Consider the following 22,887-nt stretch of genomic DNA (forward strand, 5'->3'; position numbering starts at 1 on the left):
ATAACTGAAGGAGTGCGGTTATGCCATTGGTAACTGTGAAAGGCATCGAAGGTGTTTTCTCTGCGGAGCAGAAGGCAGAGATCATCAGCAAGATCACCGACGCCATGGTCTCGGTTGAAGGCGAGAAAATGCGTGGTGTGACCTGGGTCATCTTCGAAGAGGTGAAGAGCGGTGACTGGGGCATCGGTGGTGAGCTCATTACCACTGACAAAGTCAGAGCTATGCAAAACGCCTGACACCCTTCCGACGCTGCATCGCAACATCAGTGCAATGTGCCCTGGCGTTTACTCGCTCCAGGGCACTTTGCGTTTCAAGGGCTGAATTGCGATCAGGCCCTCGAGAGCTTTCCTAACGCCAGCTTCATGCCGTAGATGCCAAACAGCCAAGACTGAATTTTATTGAGCCTTGCTTGAAAACGGATCGTTTGTCACCCCCACGCCAGATCGAGACCATGACGTCACCCCAAACAATAACCAGAGGTGGTAATCGTGGAATCGGTACTCAAACTTGACCCAACCGCAGGCGGTAAGAAGCGAATTTCGATTTATCAGCCTGAACAGGAAGGGCTCATCTTCCCCGAGATCCCTGAGTTCAAGAACTTCGAAGAAGAGCGTCAGTACCGCAAGAAGCACTTGGTGGCAGCGTGCCGCGCATTCGCTGAGCACAGCCTCGATTACGGCTTTGCCGGTCACCTGACCGTCCGTGATCCAGAGTTTCCTGAGCTGTACTGGACGAACCCGATGGCCGTTCACTTCTCACAGGTCAAGATGTCCAACCTGATCCTGGCCGACCACAAGGGCAAAGTAGTTCAGGGTGACTACGCCATCAACCGTGCCGGTTTCGTGTTGCACGCTGCCGTTCACGAAGCGCACCCGGACATCGTTGCGATGTGCCACGCTCACACCATCTATGGTGGCGCATGGGCATCCACCGGGCGTCCGCTGCTGCCGATCACCCAAGATGCTGCCGTGTTCTTTGAAGACCACGTCGTCATCACTGCAGAGGCTGGTGCCGTTGCGGTGGAGACCAAGGCCGGTAACGCCGTCTGCGATTACTTCAAGGACGTGCGCGCTGCTATTCACCAAAACCACGGCCTGCTGACCGCGAGCCGTCACAGCATCGATGAAGCCGCATTCTGGTTCATTGCCCTGGAGCGTTGCTGCCAGCAGCAGTTGCTGATCGAAGCCTCTGGCATCACACCGAAACTGGTCTCGCCGGAGCGTTGCCGCTACAGCCGTGAAAACGTGGGCAGCCCCTTCATTGGCTGGCTGCACTTCCAGGCGCTGTACGACAAGATCGCGGCTGAGCAGCCTGACATGTTCTCGTAACGCCCTCTGGCGCTGTCCGTCCGGGCGGCGCCTCTTCCTTACCCACAATAACAATGACTGGAGATAGGCAGATGCCTAATGCTCTTGATGCTGCCTGCGTCCCCGATTCGCGTTCCATTCCGGACGAGTCAAAGCTGTACGCGCGCTTAACCCTGCGACTGATTCCCTTTCTCTTTCTTTGCTACGTGTTCGCTTACCTGGATCGGGTGAACGTCGGCTTCGCCAAGTTGCAGATGCTCGACGAACTCAAGTTCAGCGAGACTGTGTACGGCCTTGGGGCCGGGATCTTCTTCTTCGGTTACTTCATCTTTGAGGTGCCGAGCAACATGATGCTGCACAAGATCGGCGCTCGTCGTTGGATCGCCCGCATCATGGTCAGCTGGGGTGTACTGTCAGCCTGTATGGTGTTCGTACAAACGCCCGCCATGTTCTACATGCTGAGATTCCTGCTGGGGGTTGCTGAGGCCGGATTCTTCCCCGGTATCATCCTTTACCTGACCTACTGGTTCCCGTCTTCCCGGCGCGGGAAAATCACTGCGATGTTCCTCACTGGCATCCCCATGGCGGGTGTCCTTGGCGGGCCACTCTCGGGGTGGATCATGTCGACCACTCACGGATGGCATGGCTATTCAGCCTGGCAGTGGCTGTTCGCCCTCGAAGCAATACCTTCGATCATTGCCGGCTTCGTCGTCCTCTTCTACCTGCGTGACAATCCGGACGATGCCAAGTGGCTCACCACGGAAGAGAAAGCCGTCCTAAAGCGTAATCTTCAGGGAGAAGACCAGTCGCACCATGGACACTCTGCTTTCAGCGCCTTCACCAACCCCAAGGTGTGGCTGCTGAGTGCAGGTTACTTCGGCGTGATGATGGGCCTGAACGGCATCACCTTCTGGCTACCATCGCTGATCAAGAACTCGGGTATTCAGAGTGCGGCGGAAGTCTCGCTGCTGACCACTATCCCGTATGCCCTGGCGACGATTGCCATGGTCATGACCGGGCGGCATTCGGACAATGTGCTTGAGCGTCGCTGGCATGCGGCGGTGCCTGCGGTGATCGGCGCCTTGGGGTTGGTGCTCGCCACCACCACAGAGCAAAACCCCATGTTGACGGTGGCATTTCTCTCGGTGGGTGCCATGGGCGTGATGACTGCTATGAGTCAGTTCTGGTGCTATCCGCCTGCATTCCTAGGCGGTGTAGCGGCGGCGGCAGGGATCGCGATGATCAACTCCATCGGCAACCTGGCTGGGTTCATCAGCCCCTACTTGATCGGCTGGGTGAAAGACACCACTGGCTCTACCAGTATCGCGCTCTACTGCATCGCGGCTGCGCTGGTGTGTGCTGCGGTGGTCTGCCTGGCGATGCCCAAATCGGTGGTGAACCGCTAGCAATCCAATGTCGATGCCCGCCGAGCGATCATGGCGGATCGAGGTTGGTGCCGACCGATTGAATGAAGGCGGAGAGGCATGGGTTGGAGTTCTCCATATTCCAGACCATGCCCAGGGTGATCTCGGGTGCGTTGGTAATTGGAATGAACCGAACCGAGTCTGGATTCGATTTCGACATGGACGTCGGAATGATCGAGACGCCGAGACCTTCACCAACCAGATTGACTATCGTCCCTTGCAGCTGGGTGTGCATCCGCACACGAGGTTCGAATCCACTGTCTCTACATAGTTTGAAGATTGTGTCGTGCAGGGCGGAGGCGGTGTCGCGAGGACTCAAGATGAAGGGCTCATCAATGAGGTCTTGGACTGTTACCGACTTTTTGCGTGCCAGCGGATGATCTGCCGGCACCGCGATACTCAGGGATTCACGCTGCAATTCCCGATATTGATACGGTGGCTGAACCGTGGCTTTGAAGGTCAGGCCAATATCGCACTCTCCGGTCTCGACAGCTTTCATCAAGGCGCCAGGTATCAGCTCGCTCAGTTCAAGGTTCACACCGGGAGCGTTTGCAGCGTAGGACTTGATCATCTTGGGTAGGCCTGACCAGGCGATCATGGACGTAATCGCGATACGCAACTCTCCCTTCTCGCCCCGAGCAACAGCTTGAGTGGAGCGAATCGCCGAGTCCATAGCCTGTATGACCAGCTGCGCGCTTCGTTGAAACTCGAAACCTGCTGAGGTGAGCTCCACCGACCGGGAGGTGCGAGCGAACAGCCGGCAGCCTAGCTGAGATTCAAGATCGGCAATCTGCCTACTCAGCGATGGCTGCGCTACGTTTACCTGCGCTGATGCTTTGCCGTAGTGCAGGTGGTCGGCCAGAGCCAGAAAGTAGCGGAGGTGGCGTTGTTCGATCATTGATGCTCCAGAGGTATTGATTCGCTACTTCATAGTCATTGGAATGCATTGGTCGGCGATTTTAATCTATGAAGGCCTAAAATCCCCTCCAAACGTGGAAGTCATGTACACCGTCCTTGCAATCGTTTTACCAATCTTTGCCCTCATCCTGGCAGGCTTCATCTGCCGCAAGACCAACCGACTTGGAGACCAGGCCGCCTCCGAGATCAACAAGATGGTGGTGTGGCTCTGCCTACCCGCACTGCTGTTCAAGGTGACCGCGACCGCGTCGTGGGCTGAAATCTGGCAGCCAGGCTTCATCATTTCCTTCGGTGCCGGCACGCTGACCATTTTCGTCGCAACTTTGGTGTGGCGGTTGTGCACCGGCCACAGCCTTGCCACTTCAAGCATCGATGGCTTGAGCGCTGGCTATGCGAACACTGGCTACATCGGCATTCCGCTGTGTGCGATTGTCTTCGGCCATCCAGGTCTTCAACCGGCGCTCATCTCGACCATCATCGTTGTGTGCCTGCTCTTCGCCATTGCGGTGATCTGCATCGAAATCGGCTTGCAGGAAGAGCGGCATCTCGGCAGAGCAGTAGGGGTCGTAGCGAAGGCGCTGTCCAAGAACCCTCTGGTGATTGCGCCCATCGCTGGGGCTGTCTGGGCAATGACAGGTATTCCGCTGGCTCACCCAGTCATGAGCTTCCTCGACATGCTCGCGACGGCTACCACGCCTTGTGCTCTCGTTTCGCTTGGCCTGTTCTTGGGCCAGAAAACGGTCAAGTCGACTGGAGGGAAGAGCAACCCTTGGCCGCTGGTCACCATCAAGCTCGTGGGACAGCCGCTACTGACCTGGTTCCTGGCGTTCAAAGTCTTCGCGCTGCAGTCGATGTGGGCCAATTCCGCGCTGTTGCTCAGCGCCTTGCCCACCGGTACTGGGCCCTTCATGCTGGCTGAATTCTATCGTCGGGAGGCAGGGCTTATCTCCCGCACCATCCTCATCTCCACCCTGGGTTCCCTGGCTACCCTAACCGGGCTGATGATCTGGATGAATACGGGTACTGCAGGGGCCTAGGGTTAGCCGTTGCTGCTGACAGTGGGGCGGTGAAGGGCGAGCATCAAGCTTCGTGGATCTGGTTCATGATCCATTCCTTGAACCGCTCAATCTTGCGGCTCCCTTTCATCGAACCACGGTAGCAGAGGAAATGCATCTCCTGCTGCAAGGGGGGCTGATGCCCATTCAGTATGACCAGAGAGCCTTGGCGCAACTCTGTCTCTGCCAGACGGGTAGACTCCAGGGCAATACCCAGCCCATCCGCTGCGGCAGAGAGGACGAGCGCGGCACGGTCGAACGACAAACCGCCCAAGTCTGCGCGTTCGGCAACCCCTTCATGGCGGAACCAGTCGCTCCAACGAACTGGGCTCAGTTGGGAGTCGATAAGTGAGCCAGGCTTAAGCAGGTGCGGATCGAGCGTCTGGGAAGCGTCGAAGAACTGCTTCGAGCTCATTGGGGCGATAGTCTCCAACCCCAGAGGTTCGGCAATCACGCCCACCCGCTGGATCGGCGCCCCGTAGGTGATCGCAATGTCGATCTCCTCGTGTCGAGTGAGCTCAGGCGGCGTGGCGCTGGAAGTGAGGCGGATATGAAGCGGATTGGGTTCACTGACGAGGCGAGCGAGGCGTGGTGAAAGCCATTTGGAAGCAAAGCTTGGCGAGCAATGAACGGCCAGGTGCAGTTGCTCGGCGCTCGGCATCCACATAGAAAGTGCAGACTCCAGGCCGTCGAGCGCGACGGTCAAGCGCTGGGCAAGCGCCCGCCCCTGGATCGTCAACTCCACCGAGCGAGGCTGACGTTTGAACAGCTCCATGCCCAGAGTGGCCTCCAGCTTTCTGACCTGGTGGCTAACTGCCGAGGCGGATAGATGGAGCTCATCGGCGGCGGCAACGAAGCTTTCCAGGCGCGCAGCAGCTTCAAATGCTTTGATTGCGGCGAAGTTAGGAATCTTTCTCATTATTATTAGGTTAGGCTAAATTTAATTCAACCTTGGGTGAAAAGCCTTCGTTTGTCAATCCATACGCCTAAAGTCAACTATGGGTCTCCAAAAACAATAAAAGATGAGGTTGGCACTATGGATCCCTTGCTGCGGATTGAACCAGCATCTAACGGAAAGCGCCGCATTTCGGTTTATCAACCTGAACAGCAGGGTCTGATCTTTCCGGAAATTCCTGACTTTAAAAGTTACGAAGAAGAGCGGCAGTATCGTAAGAAACATCTCGTTGCAGCCTGCCGTGCATTCGCGAAACACAGTCTCGATTACGGTTTCGCTGGTCACCTGACAGTACGCGACCCGGAATTCCCGGAGCTGTACTGGACGAACCCGATGGCCGTCCACTTCTCCCAGGTCAAGCTGTCCAATCTGATCCTCGCGGATCACGAGGGTAAGGTGGTACAGGGCACCTACGCGATCAACCGGGCCGGCTTCGTTCTGCACGCCGCCGTTCACGAAGCGCATCCTGACATCGTCGCGATGTGCCATGCCCATACGATCTATGGTGGGGCGTGGGCTGCAACCGGGCGACCACTTCCGCCTATCACCCAGGATGCGGCAGTTTTCTTTGAAGACCACGTCGTCATCACTGCAGAGGCCGGCGCCGTTGCAGTCGAGGCCAAGGCCGGCAAGTCGGTCAGCGAATACTTCAAGGATGTGCGTGCGGCCATTCACCAGAACCACGGCCTGCTCACCGCCAGCCGGCATAGCATCGACGAAGCCGCATTCTGGTTCATTGCGCTGGAGCGGTGCTGCCAGCAGCAACTGCTGATCGAAGCCAGCGGCATCACGCCGAAGCTGGTATCGCCTGAGCGCTGCCGTTACAGCCGTGAAAACGTGGGCAGCCCTTTCATTGGCTGGCTCCATTTCCAACCCATCTACGACCAACTCGTGGCAGAACAGCCGGACATGTTCTCCTGACCCTCTCTGCAGCAGCGCCGAACCTGGAAAGGCGCTGCTGCACGATTCGACGCCTACAACTACAAAATCATTCGGAGATTGGCATCATGTCTAATACTCTAGAGGCACCCTATGCCGTCCAGGATTCAGCAGCTGAGTCCCAATTGTATACCCGTGTGGCCTTGCGACTTATTCCGTTTCTCTTTATCTGCTATGTGTTTGCCTACCTTGATCGAGTGAATATTGGCTTCGCTAAACTTCAAATGTTAGATGAGTTGAAGTTCAGTGAAACAATTTATGGTCTGGGTGCCGGGATATTCTTTCTTGGTTATTTCATCTTTGAAGTTCCGAGCAACATCATTCTGCACCGGGTAGGTGCGAGACGCTGGATCGCCCGGATCATGATCAGCTGGGGCATCCTTTCGGCCAGCATGATCTTCGTTCAAACGCCGACGCAATTTTACGTGTTGCGCTTCCTGCTCGGGCTAGCAGAAGCTGGCTTCTTCCCCGGCATCATTCTGTATCTGACCTACTGGTTCCCGCCGTCCCGCAGGGGCAAGATCACCGCAATGTTCATGACCGGCATACCGATGGCGGGCGTCATTGGTGGCCCTCTGTCTGGATGGATCATGGCTTCTACGCATGGTTTGATGGGGCACTCGGCTTGGCAATGGCTGTTCTTCCTGGAGGCGCTGCCATCGATCATTGCGGGTGTCGTCGTGCTGTTCTACCTGCAGGACAAGATCGACGATGCCAAGTGGCTGTCTGCGAGCGAGAAAGAAACGCTGAAGCGTAACTTGGAGAAAGAGGGTGGGACGAAGGAAGTGCACTCGGTGTTCGGCGCATTCCGCAACAAGCGGGTATGGGTGCTGAGCTCAGGCTACTTCGGCTTCATGATGGGGCTATACGGTGTCAGCTTCTGGCTGCCATCACTGATCAAAAGCTCGGGCATTCAGGAAGCCTCCACAGTGTCGCTGCTCACCACCATCCCTTATGCGTTCGCTACCGCAGCGATGATCTTCACCGGTCGTAGCGCTGACCGCAGCAAGGAGCGTCGTTGGCATGCCGCTGTGCCGGCAGTGCTCGGCGCGACAGGACTGGTGCTCAGCACCCTGACGTCGGGTAACCCTGCGGTTTCGCTTGTCTTCCTGTCGTTGGCAACCATGGGAATCATGACCGGGCTTTGCCAGTTCTGGTGCCTGCCTCCCGCATTTTTGGGTGGTGCTGCGGCTGCGGCGGGTATCGCCATGATCAACTCGGTCGGTAACCTGGCTGGCTTCATCAGCCCCTACATGATCGGCTGGGTGAAAGATGTCACCTCATCCACTGACCTGGCGCTGTACTGCATCGCAGGCTCGCTGATTTTCGCGGCGTTCATCTGCCTCATCATGCCGAAGTCCATCGTCAATCGATAACTACTTTGCCAAGGGCACCCGGTCGACGGGCGCCCTTTGTTATCCGTGGTTATTTGAGCGCAGCGTTGATAGCGGTTATGAGGTTTGTACAGCCTTCGATCTCATGTGGTGCCAGGTCAGATAAAGAGTTGTCGCGCGACCATTTTAGGAAGGCTTTTGCCAGCTTGTATTTGGAAAAGTCCTTGCCGATTGTTCTCTGGAAAACGTCAATGATGGGTTTGTCGGAAGCTTTAGCCAAGGCACTGTCAATGTCCCAATTGAGGTCGGTTTTAGCGACCGCTGGCAATGTCTCTCGCAATAAGTCCTCGATCTCTGCATGTTCGATCTTGGGTACTGCGTAGTCTGACGTTCGGAGAATCCTTTTACTGCCAAGGCGATGTACCAACGTTTCCTGACGGGCAGCCTGATCCCCCGCATTGTCTGAATCGAGCAGCGCCGCCACTTTAAGGTTATGTGAGGTTAGGATGGTTGCGAAGTATACGATCTTGCTCGCGGTATTAGCTGGCACTAGCGAGATCTTGTCATGCAGAGCCGCTTTTCCGCCCTCCTTGAGCAGATTGGCAATCGCTTCGACGTACCAGTAATCTGTGAGCCCCTCAAGAATTAGGTTCCTTTGGCTAGCAAAAAGACTTTGAGCTAAGTCATAACCTAGCGCTTCTTGTAGCGGCAGCAGGGCCGCAGGATCGCTGGAGGAAACAGTTGTGTGAACCTGAGTGCCGACAGCTCTATCTGTCAGCTCTACCACTCTTACTAAGTCGAGTTCGTCCGGGCCAACCAGGAACGGGGAGTGAGTTGAGTATATCGTCTGGTTTTCATCGGCGAGCAACGAAATGGTTTTTCTAAATTCTCTCTGTTTCAGCGCATGAAGGCTCACGCCAGGCTCGTCCAAGAGTAGGACGGTGTTCTTGTGTTTACCCTTCGCTTCCGCAAAGAATACAATGAAGAACGAGACCAGCCATTGGAAGCCCTCGGAACGTTGGTCGAGCTCCACCTCTACTCCGATATTGTCCTCTACTACAACCTTCAGGTACTGGCCATCTGCATTCAGCTTAAGTCTACTGGCCTCGGCTTTTGTATCATCAGGATTCCATACCTTAACGATTTGCTGGGTCAGTTCTACGCTCGCGGCATTCAGTTCATACCCCCGCTGATCAAGTTTTGCCCGGTAAGCTTCAAGGTCAGTAGTGGTATGGCTGGGGTCAGATGCTTTGCCGAGGTCAGAGAGCTCTTGGGCTGTGAATCCAAGTAGCTTTAGCAAGCAGACATTGCCGTAGTCATAGGCTTCGTCATCTAAGTTATTGGTTTCCAGCCGTTTAGCTAGATTTCCCAGGTGGATGATCGGTTTAACGCGGAAGTAGTTGCTGTAAAGCACAAAAACTGGGCGGTTTTTCTGGAGGTGTAAGCGGAATTTGTTAATCTCTACATCATCATCCAGGGCGGTGACGATGCTTTCCCAGCGGGCAACCTCTTTTTCGTTGTCCTCATCTACGTAGGGTAGCATCTCGTCAAGCCACGGCTTCAAGATCTCGGCCACAGACCATAAGTACCTGAACTGAGACACGTTATTGATTAATTTGTTGAGTGCTTCTGTTCGGGCCTTAGGCGAGCCCTCTGCAATATCCCGATCCAGATGGGCAGCCAGCCGGAGCAGGTCATTCTTGATGTCTTTCAAATAGGGGGTGGCGACTCCAATTAAGCTGTGCCGCCAGCTATTGTCCAAGTACCTTGTGAAAGTGTAGCTGAGTGGCTGTCCTTTGATTTTTTCGGGGGCGTGATCTAATTCGGTCTTTTCCAATGCAAAGGTCGCTTTTACTACTTCGATGTTTTCGGCGCTTAGCTCGCCTCGACTAATCTGTGTGTAGTTTGCTCTTGGGTAGTCGCGAAGTGGATTAAATCCTTTAACACCCTCTGGTGCGTTGATTTGCTGGATCGCTTGTAGAATTGCAGTTTTACCTGCTTCGTTTGGGCCAACCAAAATCGTTTTTAACCGCTCGATCTCAAATTCGCCGGTATCGATAATGCTTCGATAATTCTGAACTCGTACCTTACTCAAACGCATGGTCAGTCCCTTTGCAACTCATGGATTTAGGTTTCCATGGACGATAGCCCAGTGCCATTAAAGATGGAAGGCCAAGATCATCAGTTTTAGGGACTCATTTTGTAAAATAAGCAGGCGTTGGATTCCCCAGATGGGAGACCATTCCACAACGGATCCGGTGTGCGGGCACAGCTATACAGACGGAGCGATTGCTATCGAGTAAAGCAGGTAGGAATGGCTGAAGCCGACAGGCCCGAGGACTGAGCTATAACTCAGTATTCGAACCCCTATAGACCCGTCATTAGAAAACCTACCTTGGTGCCCGAGAGCTTGGGCACCTTTGCAGTCATGCCATTAGTAGGTGGCTGAGGCGCTCAAGGAGGTTTTTTCTAGCATGGGTCGTGTGTACGTCGGTCAATTCGCCTGCGGCTACTACATCTCCGGCAGCAATAGCTTTCGCTATCGCCTCATGCTCGTTCCAAATCGCCTCACGCTGCTCTGATGACTGCAGCACAGCGCCCATGGCGCGGCGCAAGTGTACCCAGTAGACCTGGGCGCTTTGAGCTATCAGCGGATTGCCAGAAGCTTCGTAAATTGCCGTATGAAACGCCATGTCAGCATCAATCATTGCCTTGATATCTCTGCCCTGCGAGGCTTTGCGGCCTCGTTTGATCAACGTTTGATCCATCTGAAATTTCTGCTCTGCAGCCATTTTCGCTGCGAGGTTATCTAGTGCTCCTCGAATCTGGTAGAGGTTACGAATCGAGTCCGTCGTCAAGGGGGTCACCAGCAGGCCTCGCCCTGGAGCATCCTGAACAAGGCCATCCTTCTTGAGCAACCTCAGCGCCTGCAGCACAGGTGACCGGGAGATGTTCATCTGCTCGGCGATTTCTTCCTGCGTCAGGCGTGCGCCGGGTGCCAGCGAGCCGTCGCTGATGGCATCGAGCAGAGCCTTGTAAACCTCATCCACGTAGTCCGTGCGCGACTGGATACGCTTGAGCGTGCTTGTCATTGATAGACCTCGCCGAAGATCGGCTTCCCCCACTGAAAGCTGCATTGTCCACTTTCTCCCGTGTCATTCAAATTTTCCTTGACTCCCGTTCAGTGTAGGTCAAGACTGTGAACTCTGTATACAGAGTACAGAGCACGAAATCCCGAACACAAAAACAAGAAGGTCTGACTGACATGAAGCTGTTCTACGATAAAGATGCTGATTTGAGCCTGCTGCAGGGGCTCTGCGTGGCGATCATCGGCTATGGCGCTCAGGGGCATGCTCACGCCCAGAACCTCCGTGACAGTGGCATTGATGTCATCGTCGGTTTGCGTCAGGGTTCGGCGTCGTCGAAGAAGGCGCTGAATGCCGGTCTCGCGGTGAGCACTGTTGCTGAGGCCGTTGCCCAGGCAGACCTGGTCATGATGCTGATTCCTGATGAGCTGATCGCGGATGTCTACCGCAGCGACGTCGAGCCGCATCTGCGCCGCAACGCCACCCTGGCCTTCGCCCACGGTTTCAACATTCACTACGGTCAGGTAAAGCCTCGCGCCGACCTTGATGTGATCATGATCGCGCCTAAAGCGCCCGGTCACACCGTGCGTTCGACTTATCAAGCAGGCCATGGTGTCCCGGCACTGATCGCCGTGGAGCAGAACACCTCCGGCCATGCAGTCGAACTGGCCCTGGCCTACGCCTCTGCCATTGGTTGCGGCAAGGCCGGCATCATCGAAACCAACTTCCGCGAGGAGACCGAGACTGACCTCTTTGGTGAGCAAGCCGTGCTCTGCGGTGGCACCGTCGAGTTGATCAAGCTCGGTTTCGAAACATTGGTGGAAGGCGGCTATTCGCCTGAGCTCGCCTATTTCGAATGCCTGCACGAACTCAAGCTGATCGTCGACCTGATCTATGAAGGCGGCATCGGCAACATGAACTACAGCATCTCCAACAACGCCGAATTCGGCGAGTACGTCAGCGGGCCGAGGATCGTGCCGGCTGAGACCAAGGACAGAATGCGTGAACTGCTCACCAGTATTCAAAATGGCGAATACGCCAAGGACTTCATCCTGGAAAACAAGGCAGGCAATCCCACGCTCACTGCCCGGCGTAGCCTGCTGCAACGTCACCAGATCGAAGTGGTCGGTGAGCGCCTGCGCGGCATGATGCCGTGGATCCAGGCAGGCGCTCTGGTCGACAAATCCATCAACTGATACCCCAAGAAACACAAGCAGTACCCGTAGCAACATTGCGTTCGAACAATATGTATACAGAGTACGAATACCGTATCCCGTATCTAACAATAAGCCTGAGGCAATGAAAATGACTGAGAAATTTGATAAGCATGATGATCAACGTGGTGCAGGCGGCAACGGCGCTGCCGTTCCCAAGAAGCTGATCGCTTACGGTGGCTACTACACCAACAACACTCCGAACCATGACCCAGAGCTGACCGAAACCGGCCCCGGCACGCCAGCTGGCGAGTACCTGCGTCGCTTCTGGCACCCGGTCTGCATGTCGTTGGAGCTCACCGATACGCCTCGCTTCCTGAAGATCATGGGCGAAGAGTTGGTGGCATTTCGCGACGGTAGCGGCCAAGTAGGTGTGCTGCATGCCCACTGCTGCCACCGTGGTGCTTCGCTGGAGTACGGTGCCATTCAGGAGAAGGGCATCAAGTGCTGCTATCACGGTATGGTCTTCGATGTGGATGGTGCCTGCCTCCATGTCCCGTTCCCTGCCGGCGAGGAAAAGGAAGGCGAGAAATATGCCTGCTCTATCCGCCAGGGTGCCTATAAGGCGTTCGAGCGTCACGGGTTGGTGTTCGCCTACATGGGCCCGCCTGATGAAGAGCCACCGTTCCCAGAATGGGAGCAGAATTTCACTGTGATGGAAGGCGACGAGCTGGTTCCATACAGCAACTTCCAGCACTGCAACTGGCTGCAGGTGCAGGACAACGCGGCTGACAACTTCCACCCCACGGCCCTGCACTCTGCGAAAAACGTTGTGGGCGGTCAGTTCCAGGGCACCACTTTCGACGAAGTCGGCGCCGCCTCGATGGAAGTCGCTCCGGACATGCAGTTCATCCCGGTTCACCAGGGTCGTAGTCTGGCTTGTGCCGGCGCTCGTCGCGTGAATGACGACCGCATGTTCCTGCGCATTCAGCACCAGGTGCTGCCGAACCTCAGCCTGCATGCCTACACGTCGGAAGACGGTTCGGCGAAGAAGCTGTTCAGCCGCTTCCACATCGTCCGCTGGACTGTCCCTGTGGATGACGAAAACTCCAAGATGATTGGTTGGCGCGTCATGGGCCCAGGCATCGACACCCGTGGCGTCGGTGACAAGAGCATGGTCGGGTACGAGACCATCGACTTCTTGGAAGGCCAGGTGGCCATGCGTCGTCCAGAGCGCTTCGGCAAATACAAGCTCGAAGACATTCCACCGATTCCGTCCAACCACCGTGAACGTCACAATTACAAGGAAGCTCAGTACGCTCCAGGGGACTACGAGGCCATCATCAGCCAACGTCCAATTGCGGTGCACTCGCTGGAGAACCCGACCAAGTTCGACGCCGGCCTGTATGCGTTCCGCAAAATGCTGCGCGATGGCATCCGGGGCACCAACCCGCAAGCTGCGGCAGCTGGTTTCGCCCAGTGGCTGCGTGACATGGGCGGTGAGCCGAACAGCTACTGCACCGGCAACGTGTTCAACATGCCCAGAGCCGCGACTCCGGAACAAGAGGTTATCAATCGCCGCAAGCTCGCAAGGGAGGCAGTGGCCATCCTCACCGAAGCTGACAAGCTCAAGGGCAAGGAGCGTGCGGATTTCGTCACGGCACGGTTCGAGCAGTTGGAACAGAGCTTCAAAGAACAATAAGAAGAAAGCGCGGGCCCTGGGCTATCTGGGGCTCCCGTGCCTTGGTGAGAGGTGATGACGATGACATCTTTAGCAAATCCCAACCCAGCGTTGCTGGAACTGTTGATCCGTCGCGTTACCCGCGAAGCCCAGGGGATCAACTCATACGAGCTCGTTGATCCAAATGGTGGTGCGCTTCCACCATTTACAGCCGGCTCACACATCGACATCCATCTGCCCAATGGAATGGTCAGGCAATATTCGCTGAGCAATTCGCCCGCCGAGCCTCATCGCTACGTGATTGGTGTACTGCGTGATGAGCGAGGGACTGGCGGCTCCATCGCGGTTCATCAGCTGCATGTCGGCGAAACCGTGAGGGTCAGTGTGCCGCGTAACAACTTCATGCTGAGCAAGGAAGCTCGCAAGTCCATCCTCTTGGCCGGTGGCATCGGCGTCACGCCCATGAAATCGATGATGCATGCACTGGAGTCGGCGAAGCAGGAGTATGAGCTCCACTACTGTTGCAAAGGCCCCGAATTCGCTGCGTTTTCAGAGGAGATGGAAGAGCTGATCGGGGAAGGAAAGGTCGTCCTTCATTTCGATGGCGGGGATCCCTCCAAGAGCTTCGACCTACAGTCATTCCTGAAAGACGCCCCCGAAGGTTGCCACGTGTATTACTGCGGGCCTGCAGGCTTCATGAACGCGTGCAAGGAAGCCGCTGCTCATTGGCCTGCTGGCACAGTTCACTTTGAGCACTTCAAGGCACCCGTGAAAGCACCTGAGCCGGCAAGCGCGGAGCAGAGCAATGGTTCGTTCGTCGCTCGCATAGCCAGCACTGGCGAAGAGATCGTCGTCCAGGCCCACGAGAATCTCGCGCAGGTGCTCCAGGATGCGGGTTACCCAGTCGAGACTTCATGCCAGTCGGGGCTGTGTGGCACCTGCAAGATTCGTTATCTGGAAGGAGAAGTCGACCATCAGGACTACATCCTCGACGACTCCGAAAAAGGTAGCTGTCTGACGGCGTGCGTTTCGCGTGCGAAGTCCAAGCTTCTCGTGCTCGACCTGTAGGCCTGGTGAAACACATGAACGTCACCAAGCTGGAAAGCTTTCTGGCGACTGTTGACCTGGGAACAGTGAGCGCCGCTGCGGCACAGCTCGGCATTGGTCAGCCGGCTGTCACCAAGCATCTGAACGCGCTGGAGGCAGAACTGGGCGTCGAGTTGTTCGTTAGTGCATCACGGCGAACGCTGCTCAGTCCTGCAGGCGCGAAAGTGCTAGCCACAGCGCGAGTGATCGTCGCGGCAGTGGATTCGCTGCGAGCCGAGCTGGAAACGGCACGGAGCCATTAAAGGTTGCATATGGAACTTGGCCCCGGTGAGGTACTGCCGGGGCATTTTTTTCGCTTCGCCCCGTGGGCATGAACAACGTAGGCTCATTTAGCTGTGCTTATTCACTATCTCGCCTCGACGACTAGGCATCCCATGATGCGCTATTTAGCCAGGAGTACCAGCCCTGCGACATCAAATCTGATGGCTGTAGAACAAGGCGAATGACTCGATGCCATCGTTCGGCTGCTTGATGCCTGCGTTGGAGTAATGAACCGCCCTTATCCCTACTCGCTGCTTATCACCAATTTTCAAACCTACCCCGATCCGGTCTTCAAAGTTGAAGGCTGAGCCAAGGTTCTGATCGCCGACCTTTGTATTGGAGAAAAACGCGAGCCCAATGCCTGCCTCGATGAAGGGTTTGATTTCCCCTCCGGCGAACTCGTAAACGAACACTGGAGAGAAGGACAGCGAGTGGGCGCTGCCTGCCGCATCGCCAGCTTCCCAATAGGTGTATCCGGCATCCCAGTATCCTGTCAGCCTGCCGGTATCAGATCGAAGCCAGCTTTTCTCCCACTCGACTCCCAACCCGACTCTGGCGGTGAGACCACCTTGACTGGTTGCGCCCAAGGAGCCTGATAGCTCAGCGGCGGAGGTAGCAAAGGCGGCCATAGTGAGAAGGGTGCCGAAAAATAAATGCTTCATGCAGATAATCCACGATGGTTATTGTTAGCTACCTATCTGAATCGAAGTGCTATCAAATCGTTCCTCCCCTCGACATAGATGGCGAGATTTTGGCTGATTTGCCATTTTTGTGATCGACAACAGGTGAAGCAAGATCACCATCTACCAAAGGCAATTGATAACCGTCACCCTCCCCTAGAGAAGTTTCTTCAGCCGCTGAACCGCCAAGATAGCTGATAAATCAAAGGGGAATTCAGCTACTAGACTCAAGGTGCTGCTACTTGGAGGATCGTTCCATGGATGACATCACCTTGGCTTTCCTAGCTTTTAGCGTCGACCATCCGGAAGCGGTTGAGCAGCTACAAATGTTGTCAGAGGCGAATGCTCTGGAGGCCGGTGAGTCCTTGCAGGAGCTGCGAGATACTTTGGTTTTGCAGACGCTGGAGGCTGAGGCTAAGCAGCGTGGTATTTCGCTCGAGGCGCTGGTGGAAAAGCTTAGCGGCCAAGCGAGCCAAGTCGCAGGTGGTTCGGACAAGGTTCAGGGCTTAGAGAAGTACAATCAAATGCGCGACTTCGCCGCTTCGCCGGAGCCGTCAGGCTCATCGAAGCCAGCAAGGCGAGGCAAACGCACCGAACCCCAGGCCCTGCAGTTTTGCGTACAAAAGCACGACGCCACCAGGCTCCACTACGATTTCCGACTTGAGCTCAACGGCACGCTCAAGAGCTGGGCCATACCGAAAGGGCCCTGCTTCGATCCGAAGGTGAAGCGTCTTTCGGTTCACGTTGAAGACCACCCGCTCGATTATGCAAGCTTCGAAGGCACCATCCCTAAAGGGCATTACGGCGCCGGGGAGGTAATCGTGTGGGATCGTGGGATCTGGATCCCTCAAGGTGATCCGGACGAGGCCTACCGCAAAGGCCGACTCAAGTTCGAACTGCAGGGCGAGAAGCTATCAGGCCTGTGGAATCTGGTTCGAACCAATATCGAAGGCAAGCAGGAGCAGTGGTTTCTCATCAAACACCAAGACGAGTCGGCCAGACCGATCGCTGATTACGATGTCGTGTCGGAGCAGCCGAACAGCGTGCTCAGCGACCGAACCGTCATTCCCAAGAAACGAGGCAAGCCTAAATCCTCAACTCCGAGTGAGTCACCAGATAAAGCCGAGCCGCTCCGAACGGCTCATGCAGTACCGGCAGACCTCCCAGAGAAGCTAGCACCGCAGTTGGCCACGCTCGTCGAGTCGAGTCCGCAGGGCAATGAGTGGCGCTTCGAAATCAAGTTCGATGGCTATCGCATGCTCTGCCGAGTCGAGGGTGACGAAGTGCGCCTGTTCACTCGAAATGGACATGACTGGACTGACAAGCTGTCGAAGCAGGCCGCAGCTATCAAAGAGTTGGGCTTGGAGAGCGCCTGGCTGGATGGCGAAATCGTTGTCCCTAACGCTGAAGGTGTCCCCGATTTTCAGCTGCTGCAGAACGCGTTCGACGCAGGCAAGAGCCAAGGCATCATCTACTACCTGTTTGACCTCCCGTACCTCAACGGCGCCGACTTGCGCCTGGTGCCTGTGGAGCAGCGAAGAGCCGCTCTCAAACAGGTCATGGAAAGCAATGAACATCCCTTGCTTCGGTTCTCGGACGACTTCACCGAAGACGTGGATGCGCTTATGAACAGCGCGTGCCAGATGAAGATGGAGGGGCTGATTGGGAAACGCTCGGGTAGCCCCTATGTATCAAGGCGCAGCGATTCGTGGATTAAGCTCAAGTGCAAACATCGCCAGGAATTCGTGATCGTTGGCTTCACCGATCCGAAAGGTGCTCGCAGTGGCTTTGGAGCATTGGTGCTGGCCCTGACTAATAAGGACAGCGGAGAGCTTCGGTACGCCGGCAAGGTCGGCACTGGATTCACCGAGTCGACCCTCGCCACCATCTTGAAGAAGCTGCTGCCTTTGGAGCAGAAAAAGGTGCCGGTGGCGCATCCGCCAAAGGGTGTCGACGCCAAGGGCATCCATTGGTTGAAGCCTGAGCTCCTGGCTGAGGTCATGTTTGCTGAGATCACCTCGGATGGTGTGGTGCGACATGCCGTCTTCCATGGCATCCGCACTGACAAGCCCGCTAAGGACATCACGGAAGAGAAGCCGGCGCCCGCGCCGAAAAAAGCGACATCCGCCAAAGCGGAGGCGACCAAACCAACAAGCAGTAAGGTTAAGATCACGCACCCCGAGCGCGTCATCGATCCCAGCAGCGGCCTCACAAAGCGTGAGCTGGCGGAATACTATGCCCAGGTCTCACCTTGGCTCTTGCCGCACCTGAAAGATCGTCCCATTGCGCTCGTGCGAGCGCCTGAAGGCATCACAGGTGAGCTGTTCTTCCAGAAGAATGCTGATCGCCTAGCGATACCCAACATCACGACCGTGCCGAAGGCTGAGGCAGGCAAAGCCGGCATGGTGATCAACAGCGTCGAAGCTCTGGTCGGGGCGGTGCAGATGAGCACCATTGAGCTGCACTCCTGGAACGGCACAACCGCTCGCATTGATCAGCCTGATCGCTTCGTCCTCGATCTCGACCCAGATCCTGCTTTGCCTTGGAGGGCGATGGTCGAGGCCACACAACTCACCCTGGTGGTGCTGGATGAACTAGGCCTGCAGTCCTTCCTGAAGACCAGCGGAGGGAAGGGTATCCACATCATGGTGCCGCTTACTCCGAAGGCTTCATGGGAAGAGGTGAAGTCGTTCAGCCAGGCGGTGGTGAAATACATCGCCAAGCTCATTCCAGATCGGTTTTCGGCTGTGCTCGGCCCGAAAAATCGCATCGGCAAAATCTTCATCGACTATTTGCGAAACGCTAAAGGCGCTACGACGGTCAATGTCTATGCGGCCAGGGCTCGTGAAGGGCTACCTGTATCTGTCCCGATTTACCGAGAGGAGGTCGCCGAGCTCAAGTCCGCAGCGAGGTGGAACATCACCAACCTCCAGGAGCGTCTGGATGAGCTCGGCGGTGATGATCCTTGGGCGGAACTGGCCAGTACGAAGCAGCTCATCACGTCAGAGATGAGACAGCGGATCGGCATGAAACAGAAGGAGTAGAACGATGGACAACTACCACGTAAGCCCGACTGCAGAAGGTTGGGAGCTCAAGAAGGCTGGAGCTGAACGGGCTTCGAAACGCAGTACCACCAAGCAGGAACTGGTGAGCTCATTGTCTGAGTTCTTCGAGGGCAAAACCGCCTCGGTGAAAATCCACAAGGCCGACGGTACCATCGAAGAAGAGCGTACCTACCCCCGCTCAGATGACCCGCGTCGTAGCAAAGGTTGAAGGACGTAACTGCCCGTGACCTCGGCATAGAGGTCGCGGATGACCTTGGCCTGTTCAGATGGTTGCTGGCCAGTTTTCTCATGGGCAAGCCCATCCGCTCAACCGTGACTGTGAAGGCATACCGAATCCTTGTCCATGAGCAGGGGCTGAATACGCCGCAGAAGCTTTTTCAAACCTCTCATTCGGCACTTGTCAGGTTACTCGGTCAGGCCGGGTACACACGATACGACGAATCCACCGCCCGACGGTTACATGCCCTTGCCAACAAGGTTGAGGTGGAACTGGCTGCCCAACTTGAAGCACTGCAAGGAGCCACAGGCATTGAGGGTTTTGTACGCTGGCTAATGGAATTTGAGGGTATAGGCCTTAAAACGGTGGAGATATTCCTGCGCGAAGGCCGGGCCCATTTGACGACATTGGTAGGCCGCTGAGCGCTGGGTGGCCTATAGCCCCCATCGACGTGCGGACACATGAGTGAAACACTCGGTGATTGGACTATGGACTGGAGTAGCTGATGAGGCTCGACATCAAGGGTTTGTCGCTGTCAGGGAAGACAGTGATCGTCATAGAAGACGATCCGACGCTTCGAACCTTGCTGGTGGAAATTCTTAGCGAATTGGGCGCCGCCTGCGCTGCATTCGATAACGCCGAAGATGCCTTGATCAGCATGATGAGCCTTAAAGATGAATGTTCGCTGATCGTTGTGGATCACGGCGTACCTGGAAGCATTCAGGGAATGGAATTCATCTCCATGGCCCATGAGAGGTGGCCTGGGCTGCCAGCGATTCTGACCTCGGGCTATCAACTGGACGCGTCGCAGGTGACCCCGCCTGTGATCTACCTGTTCAAGCCATGGTCGATTGATCAGCTAGCAGACGCAATATGTAAGGCACTCAGCGCTGCTTCCGTAGGCACAGGCGAGTGAGTGATTAGGCATCTGCGCCCCCATGGTTTGCTTAAGCCTCTATGGCGGGCAGGGTTACGAGCTTGTTAATCAGCGAGGCCAGATCGGTAATCCCCCACGGTTTGGGCAGGAATGCCGCCCTCACCGGAAGTAAGTGGGTATCGATGATTGCGTGTCCTGACGTCAAAATCACGGGTAGGGTAGGCCACCTGCGCCAAATTACGTGCGCCAGGCCTAATCCGTCCATGCGGCCAGGCATGTGGATATCGGTCATTACCAATGCAGGGGTTTCTTCATGCGAAAGGTGGTGAAGCGCCTCGTCAGCATTTGCCGTGAACGTAACGGTTACCGCGTAAAGTGACGAGAGGCTCTCTGCGGTGAGATCTCTGAGTAGCTCGTCGTCTTCCACGATCAAAATGGTTTTGGTCATGCGTCGTTAGCTCGCTTCTGGTATGCGTTAGGGCCTCCCGGCCATTTGATGTTGCTCCGAAGCGATGAGTGGTGCGCCAAGCGTCGCATGCGATTAGCGGCTATCGTAGGAGGGCGTCAAGCGAACCGCCTTCACGGTCTGCCCGGTTTCCGGGGCATATATTGTCAATCTGAAGGGAAGACTATGCAGCAGCTGCCAGCTGACGAAACCATCCGAGCCGCCTTGAAGAAGACACACGTGCGTCTGCACCGCCAACATGAACTGGTGGTGGAATTCGGCGTCATATCCTTGAAGCTGACTGACCTGGATCTGTTGCTGACCCATGCCTGTGAAGTCGTCGCTGAAGGGATGAGCACTCGCTTCGCCAAGGTGCTGCAGCCGGCAGAGGAGGGGGAAGGCTTCATTTTGTCACACGGTGTGGGCTGGGACGCTTCTGACATCGGTCAGGCTACCGTGGGTGCCGATGAAGCAAGCCCGGCAGGCTATGCATTGGCAACGTACAGGCCAGTGCTCTCGAACCATCTGGGCATGGAGCACCGGTTCCGAACACCGGAGCTGCTGAAGAAATACGGAATCGAACGGGCTATCAACGTCCCGATCCGGGGCGTACTTAGCCCCTTCGGCGTTCTCGAAGCCGATAGCAGTGACGGGGACGATTTTGTAGAGAGCGATCTCGTATTTTTGGAGGGTATCTCGAACGTCATTTCCATGGCCCTTGAGCGACTATCTGCGGGAGCAGATATCCCTCTTCCCGATCCGTATTCGGAAACACTTCTGAACGCTAGTCCCGACTGGGTCGAGATCCTGACTTCAAGTGGCGAGATCGAGTTCATGAACGAAACCGGGCTACTCTTCCTGGCTACCCAGCTGGCGGATGTAAAAGGCCAGAGGTGGCAAGACTTGTGGCCCGAGGAGTCTCGCTCACTTGTTTGCGAGGCTATGGGAAAGGTCAGCAGCGGGGAAACCGCTCGATTCGAGGCCTATCACCCCATCTCTGCAGATGATCCAAAATGGTGGGACGTGACGGTGGCGCCGATCCTCGGAGTGGACGGCAAGGTCGAGCGAATGATTGCCGTATCGCGAGATATCACCGAGCGTCATCAATATGAAGCTCAATTGCTGTCGCTCATCGAGGCCCAGAATAGCAAGCAAAACCGAAGCGACCTCTATCTCGAAGAGATCCACCATCGCGTCAAGAACAGCCTTCACCTGGTAAACACACTACTCTTGCTGCAGGCCAATCTCACGCCTGATGCAGCGGTCAAATTGCAACTTGAAACCGCCGCAGGCCGAGTGGTGACCATTGCCACGGTTCACGAGCGGCTGTACCAAGCTGCCGAAGAACAAGAACTTCGTGCTCGTGACTACCTCACTGCTCTGCTGGGGGATCTGGGCAGGGCTTTGGCTGACCGGAAAATTGCGCTGGAGGCTGACGACTTCGTATTGCCTCCAGAAAGAATGGCGCCCTTGGGACTGGTGATTTCTGAACTGATCACGAATGCCCTCAAGTATGGCAAGGGCGACATTGAGGTGGCCGTCAAGCATGCCGGCGACCATGCGCTACTCACCGTCAGGGATGAGGGCGACGGCTTCCCTGATAATTATCCTAAGCCGACAGGTACAGGGCTTGGCATGCGATTGGTCAAAAGCTATTCCGGTTACGGTAGCGCGGCAGTGGAGGTTGATCGGCAGGATAGTAAAAGTTGTATCCATGTACGCTTCAAACTCTAGGCGCGCCTGCACACACCGATGGCACTTAGCCAAATGCGTATGGTCGTAATCAGGCTGATTCGAGACCTGGCATCATCATTGGAGGAGTAGGGTATGCGTAACTGGGGATGGCTGATGACTGCGGTAGGTTACGCTGGGCTTTCAGGAATGTTAGCCATAATCGGCGTTGCGGTTTCAGGGTTTCACAACCTCACTAGCGAGATGCTAGGGGTGAGCCTGTTGCTAGCGGCAGCGTCATTAGCGCTGGTGTTCGTTGGTGGTCGTCTTCGAGCGAGAGGCAAACCCTTGTTGCCCATTTCGCTGTCTTCTTGAGACCGCTTTCATTTTCTCAAAAAGTGGCCAGAGTGCCATGCACCCCGGCCAGGCTCATTTCAAGTTACCGGTTTTCACTACCGCGACCGCCGCCGTGGCTGTTTTGCCCGCCTTTACGGCCCGCCTCGGAGGCACGCTCACGGTCGTTGGCAAAGTTGCCGCCTGAGCTCTGCCCGCCTTTGCGACCTGCCTCCGACGCTTTCTCGCGATCATTGGCAAAATTGCCAGGATTGTTCTGAGCAGTACCACCTTGATGGCCACGATTGGTTTGGTTGTTAGCCATGATCTTTCACCTCATGTCGTCACACAGGAAAGTCTGTGTTCAACTCGGACGTC

Annotated in this window: 22 protein-coding genes; 15 read left to right on the forward strand and 7 right to left on the reverse strand. The window is 55.9% G+C overall.

The genetic code is table 11. The features are described from left to right. Positions 1-20: 20 nt before the first annotated feature. The 3 genes from G1E_RS02075 (at position 21) to G1E_RS02085 (ending at position 2,713) form a co-directional block, all read left to right on the forward strand. Complete coding sequence (locus tag G1E_RS02075; RefSeq protein ID WP_009681449.1) at positions 21-236, forward strand: 4-oxalocrotonate tautomerase family protein; 216 nt, start codon at positions 21-23, stop codon at positions 234-236. A gap of 252 nt (positions 237-488) precedes the next feature. Continuing rightward, positions 489-1,328, forward strand: a complete 840-nt coding sequence (locus tag G1E_RS02080) for a class II aldolase/adducin family protein (protein WP_009681448.1) — start codon at positions 489-491, stop codon at positions 1,326-1,328. Positions 1,329-1,399: 71 nt separating this feature from the next. After that, on the forward strand, positions 1,400-2,713 hold the full coding sequence (locus G1E_RS02085) for an MFS transporter (RefSeq protein WP_009681447.1): 1,314 nt from the start codon (positions 1,400-1,402) through the stop codon (positions 2,711-2,713). 28 nt (positions 2,714-2,741) lie between these two features. Here the strand turns inward: G1E_RS02085 and G1E_RS02090 are convergent, their stop codons facing one another. Continuing rightward, entirely contained in the window at positions 2,742-3,629 is an 888-nt protein-coding gene (locus G1E_RS02090; RefSeq protein WP_009681446.1) for a LysR substrate-binding domain-containing protein, read from the reverse strand. 103 nt (positions 3,630-3,732) lie between these two features. Here G1E_RS02090 and G1E_RS02095 point away from each other — a divergent pair, with 103 nt between their 5' ends. Continuing rightward, positions 3,733-4,686: an AEC family transporter gene (locus G1E_RS02095; protein ID WP_009681445.1), complete on the forward strand. Its 954-nt coding sequence runs from the start codon at positions 3,733-3,735 to the stop codon at positions 4,684-4,686. A gap of 43 nt (positions 4,687-4,729) precedes the next feature. Here the strand turns inward: G1E_RS02095 and G1E_RS02100 are convergent, their stop codons facing one another. Further along, positions 4,730-5,623 (reverse strand): LysR substrate-binding domain-containing protein, encoded by an 894-nt coding sequence (locus G1E_RS02100; protein WP_009681444.1) that lies wholly within the window; start codon positions 5,621-5,623, stop codon positions 4,730-4,732. Positions 5,624-5,740: 117 nt separating this feature from the next. On the opposite strand from G1E_RS02100, the gene G1E_RS02105 reads away from it, so the two are divergent. Next, positions 5,741-6,580, forward strand: coding sequence for a class II aldolase/adducin family protein (locus G1E_RS02105; RefSeq protein WP_046784304.1), 840 nt, complete (start codon positions 5,741-5,743; stop codon positions 6,578-6,580). A gap of 86 nt (positions 6,581-6,666) precedes the next feature. Next, positions 6,667-7,974, forward strand: coding sequence for an MFS transporter (locus G1E_RS02110; protein WP_033690039.1), 1,308 nt, complete (start codon positions 6,667-6,669; stop codon positions 7,972-7,974). A 49-nt stretch (positions 7,975-8,023) separates the two neighbouring features. On the opposite strand, the gene G1E_RS02115 is transcribed toward G1E_RS02110, so the two are convergent. Both G1E_RS02115 and G1E_RS02120 read right to left on the reverse strand, forming a co-directional pair. Beyond that, positions 8,024-10,033 (reverse strand): AAA family ATPase, encoded by a 2,010-nt coding sequence (locus G1E_RS02115; protein ID WP_009681440.1) that lies wholly within the window; start codon positions 10,031-10,033, stop codon positions 8,024-8,026. 325 nt (positions 10,034-10,358) lie between these two features. Continuing rightward, positions 10,359-11,024, reverse strand: a complete 666-nt coding sequence (locus tag G1E_RS02120) for a GntR family transcriptional regulator (RefSeq protein ID WP_033690048.1) — start codon at positions 11,022-11,024, stop codon at positions 10,359-10,361. Positions 11,025-11,197: 173 nt separating this feature from the next. On the opposite strand from G1E_RS02120, the gene ilvC reads away from it, so the two are divergent. The 4 genes from ilvC (at position 11,198) to G1E_RS02140 (ending at position 15,202) form a co-directional block, all read left to right on the forward strand. Beyond that, a complete protein-coding gene (ilvC, locus tag G1E_RS02125) occupies positions 11,198-12,214 on the forward strand; it encodes a ketol-acid reductoisomerase (RefSeq protein WP_009681438.1) in 1,017 nt (338 codons plus the stop codon). 109 nt (positions 12,215-12,323) lie between these two features. Continuing rightward, on the forward strand, positions 12,324-13,874 hold the full coding sequence (locus G1E_RS02130) for a Rieske 2Fe-2S domain-containing protein (protein WP_009681437.1): 1,551 nt from the start codon (positions 12,324-12,326) through the stop codon (positions 13,872-13,874). Between the two features lie 60 nt (positions 13,875-13,934). After that, positions 13,935-14,921 carry a PDR/VanB family oxidoreductase gene (locus G1E_RS02135; RefSeq protein WP_033690047.1) on the forward strand — a complete coding sequence of 329 codons (987 nt, stop codon included), beginning with the start codon at positions 13,935-13,937 and terminating at the stop codon, positions 14,919-14,921. A 14-nt stretch (positions 14,922-14,935) separates the two neighbouring features. Further along, positions 14,936-15,202, forward strand: coding sequence for a LysR family transcriptional regulator (locus tag G1E_RS02140; RefSeq protein WP_009681435.1), 267 nt, complete (start codon positions 14,936-14,938; stop codon positions 15,200-15,202). A gap of 171 nt (positions 15,203-15,373) precedes the next feature. Here the strand turns inward: G1E_RS02140 and G1E_RS02145 are convergent, their stop codons facing one another. Then, on the reverse strand, positions 15,374-15,883 hold the full coding sequence (locus G1E_RS02145) for an acyloxyacyl hydrolase (protein ID WP_009681434.1): 510 nt from the start codon (positions 15,881-15,883) through the stop codon (positions 15,374-15,376). 275 nt (positions 15,884-16,158) lie between these two features. On the opposite strand from G1E_RS02145, the gene ligD reads away from it, so the two are divergent. The 4 genes from ligD (at position 16,159) to G1E_RS02165 (ending at position 20,099) form a co-directional block, all read left to right on the forward strand. After that, positions 16,159-18,945 carry a DNA ligase D gene (gene ligD / locus G1E_RS02150; RefSeq protein ID WP_009681433.1) on the forward strand — a complete coding sequence of 929 codons (2,787 nt, stop codon included), beginning with the start codon at positions 16,159-16,161 and terminating at the stop codon, positions 18,943-18,945. Between the two features lie 4 nt (positions 18,946-18,949). Further along, positions 18,950-19,174, forward strand: coding sequence for a DUF2188 domain-containing protein (locus tag G1E_RS02155; protein ID WP_009681432.1), 225 nt, complete (start codon positions 18,950-18,952; stop codon positions 19,172-19,174). Further along, positions 19,171-19,605, forward strand: coding sequence for a hypothetical protein (locus G1E_RS02160; RefSeq protein ID WP_009681431.1), 435 nt, complete (start codon positions 19,171-19,173; stop codon positions 19,603-19,605). The genes G1E_RS02155 and G1E_RS02160 overlap by 4 nt, the downstream gene beginning before the upstream one ends. Before the next feature lie 83 nt (positions 19,606-19,688). Further along, positions 19,689-20,099 carry a response regulator gene (locus G1E_RS02165; RefSeq protein WP_009681430.1) on the forward strand — a complete coding sequence of 137 codons (411 nt, stop codon included), beginning with the start codon at positions 19,689-19,691 and terminating at the stop codon, positions 20,097-20,099. Between the two features lie 31 nt (positions 20,100-20,130). Here the strand turns inward: G1E_RS02165 and G1E_RS02170 are convergent, their stop codons facing one another. Then, the gene (locus tag G1E_RS02170; RefSeq protein ID WP_009681429.1) at positions 20,131-20,508 is read right to left on the reverse strand and encodes a response regulator; all 378 of its coding nucleotides are present in this window, start codon (positions 20,506-20,508) and stop codon (positions 20,131-20,133) included. 183 nt (positions 20,509-20,691) lie between these two features. Between G1E_RS02170 and G1E_RS02175 the strand changes: the two genes are divergently transcribed. Further along, the gene (locus tag G1E_RS02175) at positions 20,692-22,239 is read left to right on the forward strand and encodes a sensor histidine kinase (RefSeq protein ID WP_009681428.1); all 1,548 of its coding nucleotides are present in this window, start codon (positions 20,692-20,694) and stop codon (positions 22,237-22,239) included. A gap of 376 nt (positions 22,240-22,615) precedes the next feature. Here G1E_RS02175 and G1E_RS02180 read toward each other — a convergent pair whose 3' ends face one another. After that, positions 22,616-22,834, reverse strand: a complete 219-nt coding sequence (locus G1E_RS02180; protein WP_004573951.1) for a general stress protein — start codon at positions 22,832-22,834, stop codon at positions 22,616-22,618. Positions 22,835-22,887: the final 53 nt, after the last annotated feature.

Origin of the sequence: Pseudomonas sp. TJI-51 (assembly GCF_000190455.2) — a bacterium.
Classification (GTDB): Bacteria; Pseudomonadota; Gammaproteobacteria; order Pseudomonadales; family Pseudomonadaceae; genus Aquipseudomonas; species Aquipseudomonas juntendi.